General features: G+C 43.1%; 19 protein-coding genes, 1 tRNA gene and 2 pseudogenes. 9 read left to right on the forward strand and 13 right to left on the reverse strand.

Annotated elements, in window-relative coordinates; translation table 11 throughout:
- Nucleotides 1-7: 7 nt before the first annotated feature.
- A complete protein-coding gene (locus M1D90_RS15015; RefSeq protein ID WP_025811608.1) occupies nucleotides 8-748 on the reverse strand; it encodes a 3D domain-containing protein in 741 nt (246 codons plus the stop codon).
- 450 nt (nucleotides 749-1,198) lie between these two features.
- Between M1D90_RS15015 and M1D90_RS15020 the strand changes: the two genes are divergently transcribed.
- On the forward strand, nucleotides 1,199-1,747 hold the full coding sequence (locus M1D90_RS15020) for an IseA DL-endopeptidase inhibitor family protein (protein ID WP_023856702.1): 549 nt from the start codon (nucleotides 1,199-1,201) through the stop codon (nucleotides 1,745-1,747).
- Nucleotides 1,748-1,790: 43 nt separating this feature from the next.
- On the opposite strand, the gene M1D90_RS15025 is transcribed toward M1D90_RS15020, so the two are convergent.
- Together M1D90_RS15025 and M1D90_RS15030 are read right to left on the reverse strand one after the other, a co-directional pair.
- Complete coding sequence (locus M1D90_RS15025) at nucleotides 1,791-2,168, reverse strand: VOC family protein (RefSeq protein ID WP_023856701.1); 378 nt, start codon at nucleotides 2,166-2,168, stop codon at nucleotides 1,791-1,793.
- A gap of 48 nt (nucleotides 2,169-2,216) precedes the next feature.
- On the reverse strand, nucleotides 2,217-3,089 hold the full coding sequence (locus M1D90_RS15030) for a DMT family transporter (protein ID WP_023856700.1): 873 nt from the start codon (nucleotides 3,087-3,089) through the stop codon (nucleotides 2,217-2,219).
- Between the two features lie 91 nt (nucleotides 3,090-3,180).
- Between M1D90_RS15030 and M1D90_RS15035 the strand changes: the two genes are divergently transcribed.
- Nucleotides 3,181-4,068, forward strand: coding sequence for a LysR family transcriptional regulator (locus tag M1D90_RS15035; RefSeq protein WP_101560734.1), 888 nt, complete (start codon nucleotides 3,181-3,183; stop codon nucleotides 4,066-4,068).
- A gap of 57 nt (nucleotides 4,069-4,125) precedes the next feature.
- Here M1D90_RS15035 and cysI read toward each other — a convergent pair whose 3' ends face one another.
- Together cysI and M1D90_RS15045 are read right to left on the reverse strand one after the other, a co-directional pair.
- Nucleotides 4,126-5,844, reverse strand: coding sequence for an assimilatory sulfite reductase (NADPH) hemoprotein subunit (gene cysI / locus M1D90_RS15040; protein WP_145624454.1), 1,719 nt, complete (start codon nucleotides 5,842-5,844; stop codon nucleotides 4,126-4,128).
- A 27-nt stretch (nucleotides 5,845-5,871) separates the two neighbouring features.
- A complete protein-coding gene (locus M1D90_RS15045; protein WP_341045185.1) occupies nucleotides 5,872-7,701 on the reverse strand; it encodes an assimilatory sulfite reductase (NADPH) flavoprotein subunit in 1,830 nt (609 codons plus the stop codon).
- A 317-nt stretch (nucleotides 7,702-8,018) separates the two neighbouring features.
- Here M1D90_RS15045 and M1D90_RS15050 point away from each other — a divergent pair, with 317 nt between their 5' ends.
- Together M1D90_RS15050 and M1D90_RS15055 are read left to right on the forward strand one after the other, a co-directional pair.
- Nucleotides 8,019-8,909 carry a LysR family transcriptional regulator gene (locus tag M1D90_RS15050; RefSeq protein WP_020450991.1) on the forward strand — a complete coding sequence of 297 codons (891 nt, stop codon included), beginning with the start codon at nucleotides 8,019-8,021 and terminating at the stop codon, nucleotides 8,907-8,909.
- 136 nt (nucleotides 8,910-9,045) lie between these two features.
- Nucleotides 9,046-9,405 carry a hypothetical protein gene (locus tag M1D90_RS15055; RefSeq protein ID WP_023856697.1) on the forward strand — a complete coding sequence of 120 codons (360 nt, stop codon included), beginning with the start codon at nucleotides 9,046-9,048 and terminating at the stop codon, nucleotides 9,403-9,405.
- Nucleotides 9,406-9,487: 82 nt separating this feature from the next.
- Here the strand turns inward: M1D90_RS15055 and M1D90_RS15060 are convergent, their stop codons facing one another.
- Both M1D90_RS15060 and M1D90_RS15065 read right to left on the reverse strand, forming a co-directional pair.
- Nucleotides 9,488-10,066, reverse strand: a complete 579-nt coding sequence (locus M1D90_RS15060; protein ID WP_023856696.1) for a maltose acetyltransferase domain-containing protein — start codon at nucleotides 10,064-10,066, stop codon at nucleotides 9,488-9,490.
- Nucleotides 10,067-10,103: 37 nt separating this feature from the next.
- Nucleotides 10,104-10,283 (reverse strand): hypothetical protein, encoded by a 180-nt coding sequence (locus tag M1D90_RS15065; protein WP_011197793.1) that lies wholly within the window; start codon nucleotides 10,281-10,283, stop codon nucleotides 10,104-10,106.
- Nucleotides 10,284-10,455: 172 nt separating this feature from the next.
- Between M1D90_RS15065 and M1D90_RS15070 the strand changes: the two genes are divergently transcribed.
- Both M1D90_RS15070 and M1D90_RS15075 read left to right on the forward strand, forming a co-directional pair.
- Nucleotides 10,456-10,528 (forward strand) — tRNA-Val (locus M1D90_RS15070).
- A gap of 115 nt (nucleotides 10,529-10,643) precedes the next feature.
- Complete coding sequence (locus tag M1D90_RS15075; protein ID WP_146874213.1) at nucleotides 10,644-10,964, forward strand: YolD-like family protein; 321 nt, start codon at nucleotides 10,644-10,646, stop codon at nucleotides 10,962-10,964.
- A 54-nt stretch (nucleotides 10,965-11,018) separates the two neighbouring features.
- Here the strand turns inward: M1D90_RS15075 and M1D90_RS15080 are convergent, their stop codons facing one another.
- Nucleotides 11,019-12,377, reverse strand: a complete 1,359-nt coding sequence (locus tag M1D90_RS15080; protein ID WP_188016673.1) for a DUF3238 domain-containing protein — start codon at nucleotides 12,375-12,377, stop codon at nucleotides 11,019-11,021.
- Nucleotides 12,378-12,458: 81 nt separating this feature from the next.
- On the opposite strand from M1D90_RS15080, the gene M1D90_RS15085 reads away from it, so the two are divergent.
- A complete protein-coding gene (locus M1D90_RS15085) occupies nucleotides 12,459-12,830 on the forward strand; it encodes a UPF0715 family protein (protein WP_146874217.1) in 372 nt (123 codons plus the stop codon).
- A gap of 134 nt (nucleotides 12,831-12,964) precedes the next feature.
- Here M1D90_RS15085 and M1D90_RS15090 read toward each other — a convergent pair.
- From M1D90_RS15090 to M1D90_RS15105, 4 genes and pseudogenes are all read right to left on the reverse strand, one after another.
- Nucleotides 12,965-13,225, reverse strand: a pseudogene (locus M1D90_RS15090) (peptidoglycan-binding domain-containing protein); the annotation flags it as partial.
- A 105-nt stretch (nucleotides 13,226-13,330) separates the two neighbouring features.
- Nucleotides 13,331-14,044, reverse strand: a pseudogene (locus M1D90_RS15095) (peptidoglycan recognition protein family protein); the annotation flags it as partial.
- A gap of 51 nt (nucleotides 14,045-14,095) precedes the next feature.
- Complete coding sequence (locus M1D90_RS15100; protein WP_020450985.1) at nucleotides 14,096-14,359, reverse strand: phage holin; 264 nt, start codon at nucleotides 14,357-14,359, stop codon at nucleotides 14,096-14,098.
- A gap of 15 nt (nucleotides 14,360-14,374) precedes the next feature.
- Nucleotides 14,375-14,644 (reverse strand): hemolysin XhlA family protein, encoded by a 270-nt coding sequence (locus M1D90_RS15105; RefSeq protein ID WP_456283508.1) that lies wholly within the window; start codon nucleotides 14,642-14,644, stop codon nucleotides 14,375-14,377.
- Nucleotides 14,645-14,987: 343 nt separating this feature from the next.
- Between M1D90_RS15105 and M1D90_RS15110 the strand changes: the two genes are divergently transcribed.
- Nucleotides 14,988-15,164, forward strand: a complete 177-nt coding sequence (locus M1D90_RS15110; RefSeq protein ID WP_044805482.1) for a helix-turn-helix domain-containing protein — start codon at nucleotides 14,988-14,990, stop codon at nucleotides 15,162-15,164.
- Between the two features lie 77 nt (nucleotides 15,165-15,241).
- Here M1D90_RS15110 and M1D90_RS15115 read toward each other — a convergent pair whose 3' ends face one another.
- Nucleotides 15,242-15,580, reverse strand: a complete 339-nt coding sequence (locus tag M1D90_RS15115; protein ID WP_020450982.1) for a DUF1433 domain-containing protein — start codon at nucleotides 15,578-15,580, stop codon at nucleotides 15,242-15,244.
- A gap of 53 nt (nucleotides 15,581-15,633) precedes the next feature.
- Here M1D90_RS15115 and M1D90_RS15120 point away from each other — a divergent pair, with 53 nt between their 5' ends.
- Complete coding sequence (locus M1D90_RS15120) at nucleotides 15,634-17,076, forward strand: lipase family protein (RefSeq protein ID WP_020450981.1); 1,443 nt, start codon at nucleotides 15,634-15,636, stop codon at nucleotides 17,074-17,076.
- Nucleotides 17,077-17,086 lie beyond the last annotated feature (10 nt).

Raw genomic sequence — 17,086 nt, forward strand, 5'->3', positions numbered from 1 at the left:
TTTGATATTAGTTTAAAATTTTGACCTTTACGGTTTTGACGCCCCAATTGAAAGCGTCTTTTTTATCTGGAATAAATACGTCTATTTTATGGCCTTTAATGGCGCCTCCGGTGTCTTCAGCCGTCGCTTCGCCGTAGCCTTCCACATATACTTTCGTACCGAGCGGAATCACGCTTGGATCAACCGCGATGACTTTTGCATCACGGTTCGCATTCAGGTCGACTCCCGTTTTTGTGATGCCTGAAATGCCCCCGTCATTTGCCGTATACGCAGTTGCTGTCACTGTGATTTCCTTTTGCACGTTGACAGGCTGATCGTTTTGTTTTTGCGCGGACTCTTGTTTCACAGGCGCTGCAGCAGCAGCCTCTCCTGCTTCTCCATTTATCGCAATCGTTTGCCCTGCAATAATCAGGTCCGACTTCAGATTGTTCCGTTTTTGAAGATCGCTTACAGTTACACCGAACTCTTTTGCGATTTTTGAGAGCGTGTCCCCTAGCTGAACGGTGTACTGCTTTTCTTCAGATTTTTCTTCTTGAGAAGAAATGTTCAGCTTTTGACCCGGTAAAATCAGATCTGATGAAAGCTGATTCCATTTTTTTAAGTCCTTGAGGTTCATTCCGTAGTTTTGAGAAATCCCCCAGAGCGTGTCTCCTTTTTGAACTTCGATTTCTTTTGCTGAGGCAGTCGCTCCGAATGCAGTCGCCGACATAGCTGCGGCTGCAGCCAAGGACATGATTGTCTTCTTCATAAGTTAAATCCTCCCTTGTTAGCCCTTTTGAAACTAACAGGGAAAATCGTAACACAGCAAAATGTCACCGCTATGACAGATTGATGCGAATTTCGTTACAGTTTTTTTACTGATAAAGTTTGATTTTATGTAAAATTCTGATTTTCAACAACATGATTCCTTTATGTTTCAGACGTCCTCTTTCCTGCTCTTGACGCTGGTTCAAGCTGGAATTCTTTTTCAGTATAAGATGTTTTTTCAACATGAAGCTTTTGTGTTTATGAGAAGAGAAATTCGGGAAAACGAATCAATAGACGTAATTTATTTTCCTAAACATATAACCCCAGTCGCTTTTATGTCGTCATATATTAGAAAACAGCGGAGGAAAATTTTTCTCGCAAATCTCTTGTAATCCATCTGTAATTATTGTAACATTTGTAACATAAGAGATATATTTAAGGAGAGAGGAACATGAAAAAGTTAATCGTTTGTTTATTAGCTGTTTTACTCATCTTACCTGCCGGAGCATCTCTCGCAGCGAAAAACCAAACATCAGGGAATTTAACAAATAAACAAGTCATGCAAATGACTTTGCAGGCACGGGAGCACTTTTGGAATACGATGAGCGGCCACAATCCAAAAGCGAAAAACTCAACTTGCCAAACCAAAACATTTGAATACCGCGGTCTTCCATATACGTATATGTGCAGTGAATTCAGCACAAAAGCAAAGTTAACAGATTACTTGGCACCGGTTTTCACAAAAGACGCCATTAAAAAAGGATTTGAAAAATACAACATTATGTCTTATAAAGGAAAAATGGCCGTTCCTGTCGGCGATGGGGACAACCTCTTAGGATGGGACAAAGCAACAATCAAACTGATTTCTCAAAAAAACAATACCCGCACCTATGAATTTTCCGTACCGGCATTGGATGGATCGGTGACTGCGAAAAGAAAGATCACGTTTGTGAAAGAAGACAACAAATGGAAAATCAATCAGCTCGATGCTGCCATCTAAACGAAAAAGCTAATGTCTAAAAACGGACATTAGCTTTTTTCCGTCAAACGGTCAGCTCAACGATGTTGCCGTCAGGATCCAGGATGACGCTTTCATAATACCCGTCACCCGTGACGCGCGGCTTTCCGGCAACCTGGTATCCTTCCTTTTCAAAGCGGCTCGTCATCTCGTCAACCTCTTGCCGCGACCCTAAGGAAAACGCCATATGTGCATAGCCGGAAGCGTTTTCCTCTCCTTTTGCAAGGTCGGGACGTCTCATCAGCTCAAGCCGTGTTCCCGATTCAAACTGAATGAAATAGGATTCGAAATGCTTTTTCGGATTGACGTATTTTTCATTCGCCTTTCCGTGAAAAAACCGGGTATAAAAGTCTTTCATTTCCTCTAAATTGTTCGTCCATATAGCGATGTGTTCGATTTTCATAAAATCTCCCTCCCATTTCATCATACCATATAGACCCTCTGCCTTTTTTTACACCTTTTTAAATTGATAAGTATTCATAAAAATCCCGATGCAGATCATGAAGGCGCCGATCAGGATGCTGATTGTGACCGGTTCATGCAGCTGCAGCCAGCCGAATAAAAGGCCTAATACGGGAACAAACATTAAAGCCATCGATGCTTTTGACGCTTCGATTTGATTCAGGATCCAAAACCAAATGACGAACGTCAAAGCCGTAGAGAATAAACCGTTAAATAAAAGAGATAAGATCGCTTCATTTGACCAGTGAATCGGCCGGGACGGTTCCAGTATAAAAGAGAAGATCAGTAACATCACCGCCCCTGTTAGAAGCTGCCATGCATTCATATGAATCATATCTGTATCTTTAAATTTCAGTTTGCTGTATACATTGGCGATGCCCCAGCTGAGCGCTGCGATTAAAACACAAAGCTCTCCAAATATGACATTTTGATCAACATGCAGAATCCCTCCTCCTAATATAAACAAAAGACCGATCAACCCGGAAAATAAACCGAGCATTTTATACACATTGATTTTCTCGTTTAATTTAAAATGACTGATGACAGTGACAAAAATCGGCATGGTATACACCAATACAGACGTTTTTCCCGAATCGACAAACTGCATGCCGTAAGTTAACACCCCCATATAACCTAAACCCATCAATAAACTCATCACCAGATAATGCTTGATATTCTCCTTTCCTATTGAACGCTTCCTTCCTTTGATCAAGAGAATTACAAACAAAGGAACGGCTCCAATGAACAGCCGCAGTGCCGAAAATAAAACAGGGGGAATGTCAGTGATTGCGATTTTCATCGTCACCCAGGTATACCCCCAAATAAGCGTTACAGAGATGATCCCCAACAGTACTTTAAACATAAACCGTCACCTTTCTTCTTTGTTTCATGTACAGCATATGCTATATTGGATGATAACTGAAATACATTTTTATTATTGGAGGTATAACCATTTGGTTATGAATATGAACAGCCTTCACATCTTTGTGAAAGTTGCGGAGACACTAAATATGACAGAAGCCGCCAACGAGCTGTATATTTCACAGCCGGCCGTGAGCAAAGCCATAAAAACCATGGAAACGTCGCTCGGGGTCAAATTGTTGATTCGGGATAAACAGAACAAGTTAAAGCTTACTGACGCGGGAAAGGAAATCGCCGTACTGGCCAGACAGATGATTGTGATTGAAAACAAAATATACCAAGTGGCCGATCAAGAAAATCATCTGCTCAGGGGGAAAGTCAAAGTTGGCTCGTTCCCCGCCGTCTCAGCGAATATTTTGCCGCAGGCTATCGCCTCCTTCAAGTCAAAGTATCCGCTCGTACAAATCGAGCTGGTCGAAGGAACCTCCGACCAAATCAAGCAATGGGTCGAAACACGCCTGGTTGATTTAGGCATCGTCGCCTCTCCCTTTGACGGTTTCGAAAGTCAAGTATTGTTTCAAGACCGGATGGCGGCCGTCATCCCTGAGCAATATCATCACTTAAAAGACGCACCTTTCATTGATCTGAAAAAACATCAAAATGAATTGATCTTTTGCAAGGGCGGGCACGAAGTCGCGGTATCTCAAATCTTTCAAAAACACCGCCTCGAATTAAAAGAAAATCTGACTGTGCAAAACGCGGAAACATTGGTCAATATGGTCAATAACAACTTGGGGATCGGCTTGATTTCTAACTTTTCGCTTTCCTCCGTATCCCATCGGTTGATCAAAAAAGACATCTCTCCTCAAATTATCCGCGAGGTCGGCATGATTACACCCTCATTTGAAGAAGCAACACCGGCGGCTGCCGAGTTTATGAAAATGATCATCGAGTCGGAAACGGTTCGATCATTTTCGTAAACAGAAAAACGCCTCAGCACCAATCAAAGGGCTGAGGCGTTTTTTAAAAAATGCTCATCAATCATGGAAATTCGTTCCGTCCGTCGTTTCTTTAACAATTCCGGCGCGGATGACGAAATCTCCGAAATGTTCTCCTTCATTGCGTTCTTTCGCATAGCGCGGAAGAATGTCGCGAAGTTCTTTTAAAATTTCTTCTTCACCGATGTTTTCCCGGTACATTTTGCTCAGACGGCTGCCGTCAAAAGCGGCGCCGAGGTACATGTTGTACTTGCCAGGGGCTTTTCCGATGAAGCCGATTTCGCCGAGCGCATGGCGGGCGCAGCCGTTCGGGCATCCCGTCATGCGGATGGTAATCTCTTCATTCTTCAAGCCGTTTTCTTCAATGATTTCATCAATTTTGTCAATCAGCTTTGGCAAATATCGTTCCGCTTCGGCCATCGCCAATCCGCACGTCGGCAGTGCGACGCATGCGATCGAGCTGCGGCGGAGCGCTGTATAATGCCTGCCGTCAGTCAAACCAAACTGTTCGATCAGTTCGCTGATCTTTTTCTTCTTTTGGCTTGTGACATTGGCAATGATCAAGTTTTGATTGGCTGTGAGGCGGATATCGCCGGTATGAACTTTGGCGATCTCCCTTAAGCCGGTCATCAGCTTGTAATCATCATAATCAGTAACGCGGCCGCCCTCAACAAACATTGTAAAGTGCCATCTTCCGTTTACACCCTTTACCCAGCCGTAGCGGTCGCCGTTATGCTCGAAATGATACGGCTTTGCTTCAGCGAGGCTCCAGCCGAGGCGGTTTTCCAGCTCGTTTTTGACCGTTTCCAAGCCGAGGCGGTCAATTGTGTACTTGAAGCGGGCATTTTTGCGAACCGAGCGGTTTCCGTAGTCCCGCTGAATCGTAATCGTTTTTTCGGCGACATCATATAACTGATCAGGCTTACAGAAGCCAATGACTTTGGCAAGCTGCGGATACGTTGCTTTGTCTCCATGGGTCATGCCCATACCGCCGCCGATCGCGACGTTGAAGCCGATGAGTTTGTTATCCTCCACAATCGCGATAAACCCAAGATCCTGGGAAAATACGTCGATATCATTTGACGGCGGAACGGCGATGCCGATTTTGAATTTCCGCGGCAGATACAGCGGTCCGTACATCGGTTCGACTTCTTCCGCATCAGGCGTGCCGGCCACTTTTTCTTCATCAAGCCAGATTTCATGATACGCACGTGTGCGCGGCAGGAGGTCATCACTCAGCTTTTTCGACCATTCATACACTTCTCTGTGGATTTCTGATTGATACGGATTGGAAGCGCACATGACGTTCCGGTTAACATCCCCGCATGCTGCAATCGTATCCAGCATGGCTGAATGGATCGATTGAATCGTTTTTTTCATGTTCCATTTTAAAATGCCGTGCATTTGGAAGGTTTCCCGGGTTGTCAGCTTCAATGTGCCATTTCCGTATTTCCGGGCAAGCTCATCCATGACAAGCCACTGCTCAGGCGTTGCGACACCGCCCGGCATCCGGACGCGCAGCATGAACTGATACGCCGGCTCAAGCTTTTGCTTTTGACGCTCATTGCGGAGATCGCGGTCATCCTGCAAATAGCTGCCATGATGCTTCATCAGACGGTTGTCGTCATCGGAAATTCCGGCTGAAAGCGGCTCAAGCATCGATTCCTTCAGGGTGCCGCGCAAATAGTTGCTTTCTTTCTTAATGCGTTCTACATCACTCGGCGGGCCTTCAGGCGCTTTTAATATTTCGTTCCCCATGTTGAAAAAGTCCCCTTTCAATCAAAATCAGTATACATCGCGCTGATAACGTTTTTGCTTTTTCATTTCTGCCAGATAGGCTTCAGCTTCCTCGCGGCTTTTGCCGCCTTCTTTTTCGATAATTTCAAGCAATGCGTTCTGAACATCTTTGGCCATGTTGTTCTTGTCGCCGCAAACGTAGAAAGCCGCTCCTTCTTCAAGCCACTCAAACAGTTCTTTGCTGTGCTCAAGCATGCGGTGCTGTACATATACTTTTTCTTCCGTATCCCGCGAGAACGCGACATCCATTTTTGTCAGCACGCCGTCACTCAGCCACTTTTGCCATTCTGTCTGATATAAGAAATCGGTGACGAAGTGCTGGTCGCCGAAGAACATCCACGATTTCCCCGGTGCTCCGGTTTCTTCGCGCTCCTGCATAAATGACCTAAACGGCGCAACACCTGTGCCCGGACCGACCATGATAATCGGAGCCTCCGGATTTTCCGGCAGCTTAAAGTTTTTATTCGGCTGCATAAAAACAGGCAGCGTGTCGCCAGGCTGAAGGCGTTCAGCACATAAAACCGAGCAGACCCCTTTTCGGTCTCTGCCGTGCGTATTGTAGCGGACAGCGCCGATCGTCAAATGCACCTCATCCGGATTTGCAGCGAAGCTTGATGCGATCGAATAAAGACGCGGCGGAATTTTTCGAAGAATCGAAACAAAATCCTGCGGAGCTACTGCGATCGGACCGAAATCCTGAACGAAATCAATCAGGTCGCGGCCTGCGATATATGCTTTTAATTGATCCGCGTTTTCCTGAGCGACAAGCTCGCGCAGCTTTTCATTTGCAATGAGTTCTGCCGCCTGCTGAATAAATTTTTTTGTCAGCACCGTAATTTCATAGTAAGAAGTCAACGCTTCTTTCAGGGAAAGGTTTTCCCCTTGATCAACCGTGACGGTAGCATTCGGATCCCATTTCAGCTCGGCCAGCAGCATGTCGACGAGTTCCGGGTCATTTTCCGGAAAAATGCCGAGCGCATCGCCAGGTTCATAAGTCAGGCCTGAGCCTTCGAGCGATAATTCAAGGTGGCGCGTTTCTTTATTTGATCCGCGGCCGTTTAAATTCAAATTTTCCAGCACTTCCGCTCTGAACGGATTTTTTCTCGAATATACCGTTTCTCCTCCTGCTGCTTGCGGTGCTGCCGTTTGAGCAGGTGCTGAGCTTGCGCCCTGTTCCTGTCCTTCGTTTAAGCTTGAGATGACACCCTCAAGCCATGCTGCAGCCGGTTCATCATAATCGAGATCGCAATCGACGCGCGGATGGAGCCTTGTGCCCCCCAGCTCACCAAGCCGCTGATCAAACTCTTTTCCGGTCTGGCAGAAAAATTCATACGACGTGTCGCCAAGAGCCAGCACAGAATAACGGAAATCATCGAGCTTCGGAGCCCGTCTGCCATGGAGAAATTCATGGAATGACAGCGCGTTGTCCGGCGGATCCCCTTCTCCGTGCGTGCTGACGACGATGAGAAGGTTTTTTAATTTTTTCAATTGGTTCGGCTTAAAATCGCTCATTGCAGAGACGGTGACTTGAAAGCCCCGTTCTGTAAGCGTCTTAGCCGCGTTTTCAGCAAGTCCCTGTGCATTTCCTGTCTGCGACCCGAATAAAATGGTCACTTCTTTGGAAACAGGCTGGGCCGGACTTGCAGCCGGAGCTTCCGCCGGCAATGTTTCAAGCGCCGCCGCGGCATCGGCGGTTTGCACAGCCGCCAGATAACCGCTCAGCCAGGCTTTTTGTGATGCCGTCAAAGTTGGCAGAAGGCGGTTGAGGAGCTCTGCCTGCTCCTGGTTAAAAGGACTGTTCATTACCTGAAGTTGCAACGATATCCACCTCACTAAGGAATAAAAAAATTATGACTTGTTTGAAACGGAAAAGGATTACATTCATCATATATCCACTATTCCTATAAATCAAATCGGTTTTATTGACGCAAAACATCTGTCGATCACGGCTTTGCTGCAAAGAAATATTGTAAGCGCTCACTCACCACAACCCCTTTGCCGCTCGGCGTCAGCCTGCTTCAAACCAAACATTCCTAAAAAAGATTCTAATTTAAAGTTTACTGGAATACTCAACATTAGTAAAATATATATTAATTATCACAGCTATTAAAATTTTTAATAAAGGAGAGATTCGTGTGCATTATGATGCGCTGAAGACATTCGTTACCCTTGCAGAAGTCAAAAATTTCACAAAAACGGCCGAGCTTCTTCTCATGTCACAGCCGAGCGTGAGCATGCACATTAAAAATCTTGAAAAAGAGTTCCAGACGAAATTATTTGAACGCTCTCCGAAATATTTGAAAATCACGCCGACCGGTGAAATTTTATACGACCGCGCCAAACAAATGATCACCATATATGAACAAACGCGGCAAGACATTCTCGATCACCACAACTCGATCAAAGGCGAGCTGAAAATCGGTGCAAGCTTCACAATCGGCGAATACATTTTGCCATCGCTCTTGTTCGACCTTCAAAAAGAATATCCTGAGCTCGAACTCAAGGCGGTCATTGGAAACACGGAAGAAATCGTGCAGTCCGTCCGCCTGTACAAAGTGGACATCGGCTTGATCGAAGGCCAGACAAATGAAAAAGAGCTTTCTGTCCACGCCTTTATGCAGGACGAATTGTTTATCACCGCTTCAAGTAATCACCCGCTTGCCGCCAAACAGGACGTGACAATGGCCGATCTGCAAAATCAAACATGGGTAACACGCGAAGTCGGCTCAGGTACACGCGAATACTTAAACCATGTCATCCGTTCAAACGGTTTGAAAGTCAAGTCGTTTCTGACGATCAGCAGCAACCAGGGGATCAAAGAAACGCTCATGACAGGCATCGGCCTGTCACTCCTGTCTGAAAGCGTCATTGAAAGAGACGTGCAGCATGGAAACCTTTCCGTGATCCGGCTGAAAAATCAAACCTTTACCAGGACGCTTTCATATATATATTCACCCGTCATGCAAGACAAAAAAAATGTAAAAACCTTTATTAACGCTTTGAACCAAAGAACAGCTTCGGAATGATGATCCGTTCTTCCTGCCCGCTTCACGAAATGTTTGTTTTCGTTTGTCCAATGTGTGAATCATCACTGGAAACGATTGACTGCCGGCTGGAGATGCCATATCCTGGAACTATCACATAGGAAAAGAGATGATGGTTATGAAGTGGTTAAGTAAAAGTTTAGTTGCTTCATCATTACTGGCAGGTATGCTTGCTGTTTCGGGAAGTCCCATGCATGTACAAGCCCAGGAACTCTCTAAAACTGAAAGTCTCTCTTCTCACGCATCTGCACAAGGAATCTTCGCCCCTCAGGCGATCGTCATCAACAGGCCGATGAAAGTCGGACAGGAAGATCAATACGTCGGCATTTCAAACGTGTCCTACAGCGGCAGCGCCATTACCGTCAGCGTCACCTCGGACCGCGTGTACGTAAAAGCCGTCAGCCCAGGCAAAGCGACATTTTCGTATCTCAATTCATTGGGACAGCTGGTCATCAACAATATTACGGTCACCCGATAACACTTAAATCCGCGGGAGAAATCTGCTTCCCGCGGATGTTTGATCAGCTCCAACATTCACCGCGTCTATATAAAAACACCAATCACATAGAATTGGTGTTTTTGCTATCAACGTATTTGATGATCTTTGCCGGATTTCCGCCGACGATGGCATTGTCCGGGACATCTTTTGTCACGACGGCTCCGGAAGCTATCACTGCATTGTCGCCGACCTTGACGCCGGGATTGATGACCGCTCTGCCGCCAATCCAGACGTTACGTCCGATGATGACAGGTATCCCGTACTCCGCACCGCTTATCCTTTCGAACGGATCAAGCGGATGGGTCGCCGTATAAATATGAACGCCCGGTCCGAGCATACAATGATCGCCTATCCGGATTTCGCATACATCGAGGAAAACACAGTCAAAATTGGCGAAGAAATTTTCCCCGACATGTATATTAAAACCGTAATCACAGCGAAACACCGGTTCGATGTGGAGCGTTTCCCCTGTTGAACCAAACAGCTCTTTGATCAGCTTGGTCCTTTTATTGTCGTCGATTTCGTTCGAATGGTTGAATTCATTCGTAATGTTGCGCGCCTTGAGTCTGTCATGGCACAGCACCGGATCAGAAGCAAGATAAAGCTCTCCGTCCAGCATTTTTTGCTTTTCTGTTTTCATTGGTTTTTTAGTCTCCTTAACTGCATTTTGATATTGGCTACATCAATTGCAACACGAGATTGAACACTTTTACAATAAAATAGACATTGATGAGCAGCAAAAGCAAGATAACAGCCTTCCGCTTCTCATGTTTAATTTCATAAACGAATTTCCACATAAAAAAGATTGCTAAAAATACGATTAAAATACTATCAACACTTTTAAGTATCAGATCCATCCAATTCTGCTCCCTTTTGACTTCTATATAAGACAATATTTTCATAACGCGCGGCGTACTGCAAGACTCTTTCCCAGTTCTCAAAAAAAAATCAAAAAACTGTTGACGAACCCATCTAATCTGCATATAATAGAACTTGTCAGCAAAACAAATACCCAGTGTTACATATCATGATTCCGTAGCTCAGCTGGGAGAGCGCTACCTTGACAGGGTAGAGGTCGCTGGTTCGAGCCCAGTCGGAATCATACCAACAAACCCTTGTATATCAAGGGTTTGTTTTTTTATGCATTACTTTAAATACACCCTGATGAATTGAATTGTTGGCGAATTGTTGGCAAATACTTTTTTTAATCAACGACAATGATGCTGCCGGAACATGTCGGCCTGCTCCGCAAATTAGAAAGTAACCAGAACAAAGTGAAAAGGCCGGTTCTTGACATGTCTCAGATCGAAGATATGGAAATGATCATAAGTGAAGCAATGGAGTTTAATAAACCAGTTCGTTTTTCTGTATTTAAGCCGCTACCAATGCTTAACGGTTCGGAAACCGGGGCGATCATCCAAATTGAGGGGAATATCCATTACATAAACCAGCAGCAGAAAACTTTCCATGTCGTGGATTCAAAAGGAGATACCAATCTCATTAAATTTGAGGATGTGGTCGGTGTGGAAATAAAGTAAGCCCTTCTTACAAGAAGGGCTATATCTTAGATTTTTTATTGGTCACTTTTGGATCTAGTATCTTACACTCCAAGGGTTTGTTAAACCCATATCTAACAGTTTCCAAAAGTCATTCTTGCTTTTCACTTGATACTGGTAGAGAATTTTACTGTCACTTGGACTTAGCAAGTAAAATTCATGATTAGGCGCCCCGTCATGATTACCGTTAATAGCTAGCTTATATTTTGTAAGTTCTGCTTGGTAACTGTAGTCAATATTAGGGTAAGTAATACCAAAGGGGAAAGCTATGGCATGGCTAACATACCAACCCATTTTAGAACTTGATTTTGAGATAACTTCGTGTATAAGTCCTTTACTGCTAGCTGTACCTGATTCTAGAATGGTTTTACAATCTGCATCTTTGCATCTATAAGACTTCCCTATTGATTTTCTATGAACAAGGCTTGTTGGTCCTGAAAATTGTACATGTATATCTGATTCAGTTCTGAATTTGTTAGAATAAAAAGAAAAACCTCGATTATCCCCCTTTAGATAACCTGTTCCCAGAGGATGGGGATCTTTCACTGATTTGTAAGGAATAAATGTTTTATAAACAAAAGAGTACATGTTGTCTTTAGGAATTGCATTAACTGAGGATTTCTGTTTAGAGTGAATCTTTTCATCAACAATTTTTTCAGTTTTATTTAATTCGTCTTCTGTATTTGTGGGTACCTTTACTTGAGTTGAGATGGAACCATTGATAGAAAAGAGCGTTTCTTTATCTTCTTTTGTTAATGTAATATCTTTTTCTTTCAACTTCTTTTCTAGTTTATTTTGTTCCCTACTAGGCATATCAATGGATGTTTTAATAGTATATATGTACTCTTTTCCTGGTGTCACATCATTGTCTATAAAAGTTAATTCTTTTGTTTGTGCAACTTTATCTTCGTCTCTATATATCTCATATACACCATCTTTGTTCGGGATCTTTTCCCACTTTAGTATTACCGAACTGTTGTCCGTAACGGTTTCAATAGCTGTGTTGTAGATTTTTTGCTCAAAAGAGGATGTTTCAAAACTTTTGTGGGTTTGTGCAATGTTAATCTTAGAGGATTGTAATGTTGTTTTTTCGGAATTAGCCACTCTGACTCTAAAGATATTTTTTATTTTATCACCCTCATATACTCCTATTTTGTATTTTTGGACGTCCTCTGTTAATTTGTCTTTATATTGGTTTGAAGGTCCTTCATATAGAATTTCATCATTCTTAAGAACCTTGTACATATCTCCACTTTCATTTATATTGAGTGTGACGAATCCTTCATGGACTTCATAACTAACGGGGGACGGTTCTTTAGCCAAAACAGAATTCGAAAAGACAAAAGACAAAACTAACGTAGAAATAAAAAATAATATTGATACAAGTTTTTTCAACTTTACCCCTCCTACTTTTATGGTAAATCTCCCTATATTTGAATACTTTACCATATCAACCAAAAGAAAGGAAGGTCATTTTTGAAAAAGATTAAACATTTCTCCCTAACTGCCATTGTTTCTTCCCTGTGTTTAGGCCTTATACAGTATTTCATTACTGGTGCATTTACAGAGGTTTATATTATTTTGGTTTTTGCTTTTTATTTTTTTCTGGCTTACTTAGTATTTGCCCTCCCTTTGCAGTATTTTCTTAATAAAAAGACTAGTAAGAAGTTCTCAATGATTCATTTAATTTATTATTTAGGTTTGTCTCTCGTTGCTAACTTCTTGATCTTTTTTTTCCATAGCACTCCAGCATACCCAAGTTTAATAGAGAGACCGGAGGTTTACTTTTACAGTTGTGCGGCTGCTATTATTTATTGGTTTTGGGATTCAATTTTTACGAATAGTTAATAACCACTTTTCTTTAATAAAAGGCCCTTTTTTAAGGGCCTTTGTTCATTTTACTCGTATCTTTTGTCCTGCATAAATCTTGTTTGCATTCTTGATGCCGTTCCATGCTTACAGCGTCTTAATGGATGTTGGCCTCATTTCAATAATGATTCCAATTTCGCTTTCGTTTTTGGCCCATAAATACCATCAGCAGACAGCCCGTTCATAAGCTGGAACCGTTTGACTGCGTTCGCCGTTTTCGGCCCGTAATAACCATCTATGCCGTTATTCTTTGCTCCTTTGTCTGGATAGAAATAGAGAGCAGCTAGAGCCTCTTGAATCTGTCGGACACCTGTCCCTTTCATCAGTGGGCTTTTTACCTTATAGATGCCAGACGGCAGCGGGTAAGATGATTTTTTGCCGTTTGAGGAAGGCTTTTTCTTTTTCGCTTCAATGGCTGCAAGGGCCTTTTCCGTTGCTGGACCGTAAATTCCATCCACCGCGATACCCGCTTTCTTTTGCAGAGTTTTGACAGCCTGCACCGTTTCATTTCCGTAAGACCCATCAGCCCCGTATTTCGGCAGTGAGAAGCCAGCGGCAATCAAACGTTTCTGCAGCGCCTTGACCTGGGAACCGGACGCCCCTTTTTTCAGAATGGTCCCTGTTGATTTGCTTGACTGGCTCGTGGATGATGTTGTCTTTGACACAGTTTTATTTCCAAGCAGAGCATCAACTTTTTTCCTGAATGCCGCCAGCTGGCTGGAATCGCTCACCCACGGTGCCGGACAAATTTTGTTTGTTACATCGTAATGGCGGACGATTTTGTTAGTAGAAAGACCGTAACGCTTGCACAGATCGGCAACCAATTCAGCGGCATTCTGAACAGTTTCACTGTGAATCATGCCGTCTTTTTCGACACACATTTCAACGCTGATTGACTTTGTGTTGGCGTTCGGTTTAAGAAAACTCACATAACAGCGGTTTTTATCATGTGCATGGTACGCGACTTCATTTTCAGGAATGATGTGCTGCGCTTCTTTACGGTCCACAAAATAATGAGCTGAAGCTTTGCGTTTAATGGCTATACATGTGCCATTGAAGTAATCCCTCTCATTCAATGCAGAAGCGCCCGGCGTCGCCGTATAGTGCATGACAATCCCTTTCACTCCTGCCAACTTCAGCCCTGGCCGAGTATATTGATTGACTTTCACAAAGTTTTTCACGACTTTAACCATTTGAACTCCTCCAATTTTGTTTTAAATAAAAAAGGCTGCCAGCCGGCAACCTCATTTCGTTAATCCCTTTTGTTTCAAAGTCTCTTTCTGCAACTTTCCTTTGCTTGTGACATAGTTGTTTTTGAACCAAGCGACCAACGTCGTGACGATTGTAAAAATCGTGGAGCCGGCCAAATACAAAGCGTCGGCCAACGTATTGACCTGATCCTCGCTGATCGGCAAAGCTGATTTTCCAAACATGATCAATGTCTGGTTTACCAATGCAACAAAAAGAAGCACCGTCCTGATGACCGTGCCTTTGTCTAAGTTTTTCATATTGTGTTTACCTCCTTATTTCTGCAGTAGATTATAAAAAACAGCGATTGTGCCGCCAATGATGCCGGTGCTGACCGCTGTAATGATCGCGCCGGTGATACTGCGCTTGATCCAAGTTGTGTTTTCCTCGATCTTGTTCAGCTTTTCATTGATAGAGATAATCTGCTGATCATGGCGTTCAGAAGTTCTTTCCAGGGTGCTGACACGTTTCTCAAGCGTTTTTTGATCCGCCTTGATCTCTTTAATCTCTTTCTGAAAAACTTCGTATTCGTTTGTTTGCGACATCTCCCTTAATCCTCCCGTTCTCACATCGTTTTCACCTCCTCCGAGGCAAAATAAAAACACCGTTTTTTACGGCGTGATCTTACAAGAAATGAGTAACCACAAGGTTTTTAATTTTCACGTCTGTTTCTCCGTTATTGGTCAACATAAGTCGCGGAGAGGCAGCTAATAAATCAACCTTCTGAGCGTCTCGGTCATTATTTTCTAATACAATGACATCTTCATAACCCTTCAGGGTATAGTTGCTTGTTCCCGGGATGATGTAAGTCATGCGAACACTCAGATTCGTCTTTTCATAAAGATAAATCGCGAGTCCAAGCTGATGACCTGCCGATCGATTGAGGTTATGAAAGAAAAGGGAATTCAAAGTCAAAAGGAATTAGCTGAGTTGGTTGGTACTACAGAGGCAACAATAAGCAGATTTAAAACGAATAACAGATATGACATCACAACATTATTTATTATTAGTAGAGGATTAAACGTGCCTATAGAGTATGTTAAGGAGATTAAAGACGAACAGTAAACCATATAGTGCGGTAGGGCATGAAAAAGCGCATATAAAGAAAAAAGCCCGTCTCTGGTGAGCGGGCTATTATTCTATCATCGAGTACACAACTCATCTTTACATTCTTCTTTAGGTTCAGCATCCACGGTATATGACAATATTTCTTTATTTCCCGGATCATACAAACCTTCAAACTCTTTATCTCCGTTCGTATGCCCCTCTACTGTTATACCTCCCATTGGATTAATATAATAATCATCGGAAAAGTGGATATTATCAACATCTTTATAATTGGTTTTTAAAAACTTTTCCATATGATTCTGAGCTTCTTCAAATAAAGCAATCTCTTTTTCTTTTTGATCGTGCTGATGCTTCATAAAAAATCCCCCAACTGCTATAATTATTAAAATAAGGATAATTATGTACTTTTTCATTTGAAAATCAACCCTTTCTTATCCTATTTTACAAAAATAAAGAGGCGATGTATATGAGCGACAAGATAAAAGTTCCAAAAATAACAGATAAAACTTATTATACGCTAAGTCAAGAATCTTACAATCGCGATAGATTAGATAGTAAGTTAAAGACAGGGAAACCAATACAAACAGATCAAAAAACCTATTGGTTTGTCGAAAAGATTAAGAGAGACCATGATACAGGACTAGATGCCGTAGTTTTTTCCCAGGGCAAAAAAACTGAAGGTGGTAAGTGGGTAAAATCAGATAACCCTAAAAATGTCGTCGTAGCCTTCGCAGGAACTGATCCTAAAAGCCAATTCTTTCAAGATGTTGTTGACGCTGACGGCGGTAACGTTGTTATGGGTCTTGATCCGAAAAAGAAATCGCAATACATAATCGAAAAAGATGCGAAGGATACATCAAAAACAATAGGAAAATACAACGCAACCCCCTCACAAGACGCGATGCTTAGCACCGGTAAATACAAATTAATTACGAAAACGTCCCAAATCGGGCAAGCTGACGATCTGGTACGGGAAGTTAAACAAAAGTATAAAGGCACCTCGACGGTTATTTCAACAACCGGACACTCTCTTGGCGGCGCAGAGGCTGAATACAGCGCTGTGAACAATGATATATGCGCAGTCGCATTCAACAATCCTTCCGTCGTTAAATTGCATGCTGAAGAAAAGCAAAAGGAGATCCGAAGCGGCAAATATGACTCGTCTGTAAAAGCGATTGTCAATCCGGATGATATGACTGGTTCCGGCTGGTGGGATGAGTACGAACGACACGCAGGCAGAACAATATATACCAAAGACCCCTCTACTTCGCGTGTGGAACGACAAATACGACTAGATCCGAAGTATAACGGCGGTATATTTGGCACAGTGTTTAATGTCGCTGTAGACTACATTGCTACGACAGCAATGGGAATGCCGGATACACACGGACTCAACAAAGGCAACTTTACCTTCGACGAAAACGGCAATGTTCAAAATATAGAGGGCGATGAGCTCGTATACGATAAAAATTTAAAAGCAATGCTTCCACCGGAAGTTGCATCCGGAAGTGGCGCAATTAAAGTAACACCCGAAGTCGCTAAGCAGCTCGCGCAAAAAGTAAATGCGATGATCAACGATCTCCGGACGATGAAACGGGAAGCCGAAAACGCTTATCAGGAACACGACGCCGAGATCAACGATCTGAAACACGATACCTACCGTCAGGTCGGCCACGGTTTATACGACAAGCTGACACTCGAAGATGTAAACAATACGCTGAAAAACCTGGCGCAGTCGTTTGACAAAAAAGGCAATCCGCTCTTTTACGATGTTCATGCCGAAAAAGCGTACATCGCCTCATTAAAAAATACGATTTCAGATTTAGAAGACATCAGCGGGTACCTTGCGCAGATCGCAAAAGATTTTAAATCGAAAGATAAAATGCTGGCAAACTGGCTTAAGCTTTAGGAGATGACAT

Source organism: Bacillus sp. JZ34 (assembly GCF_053903205.1).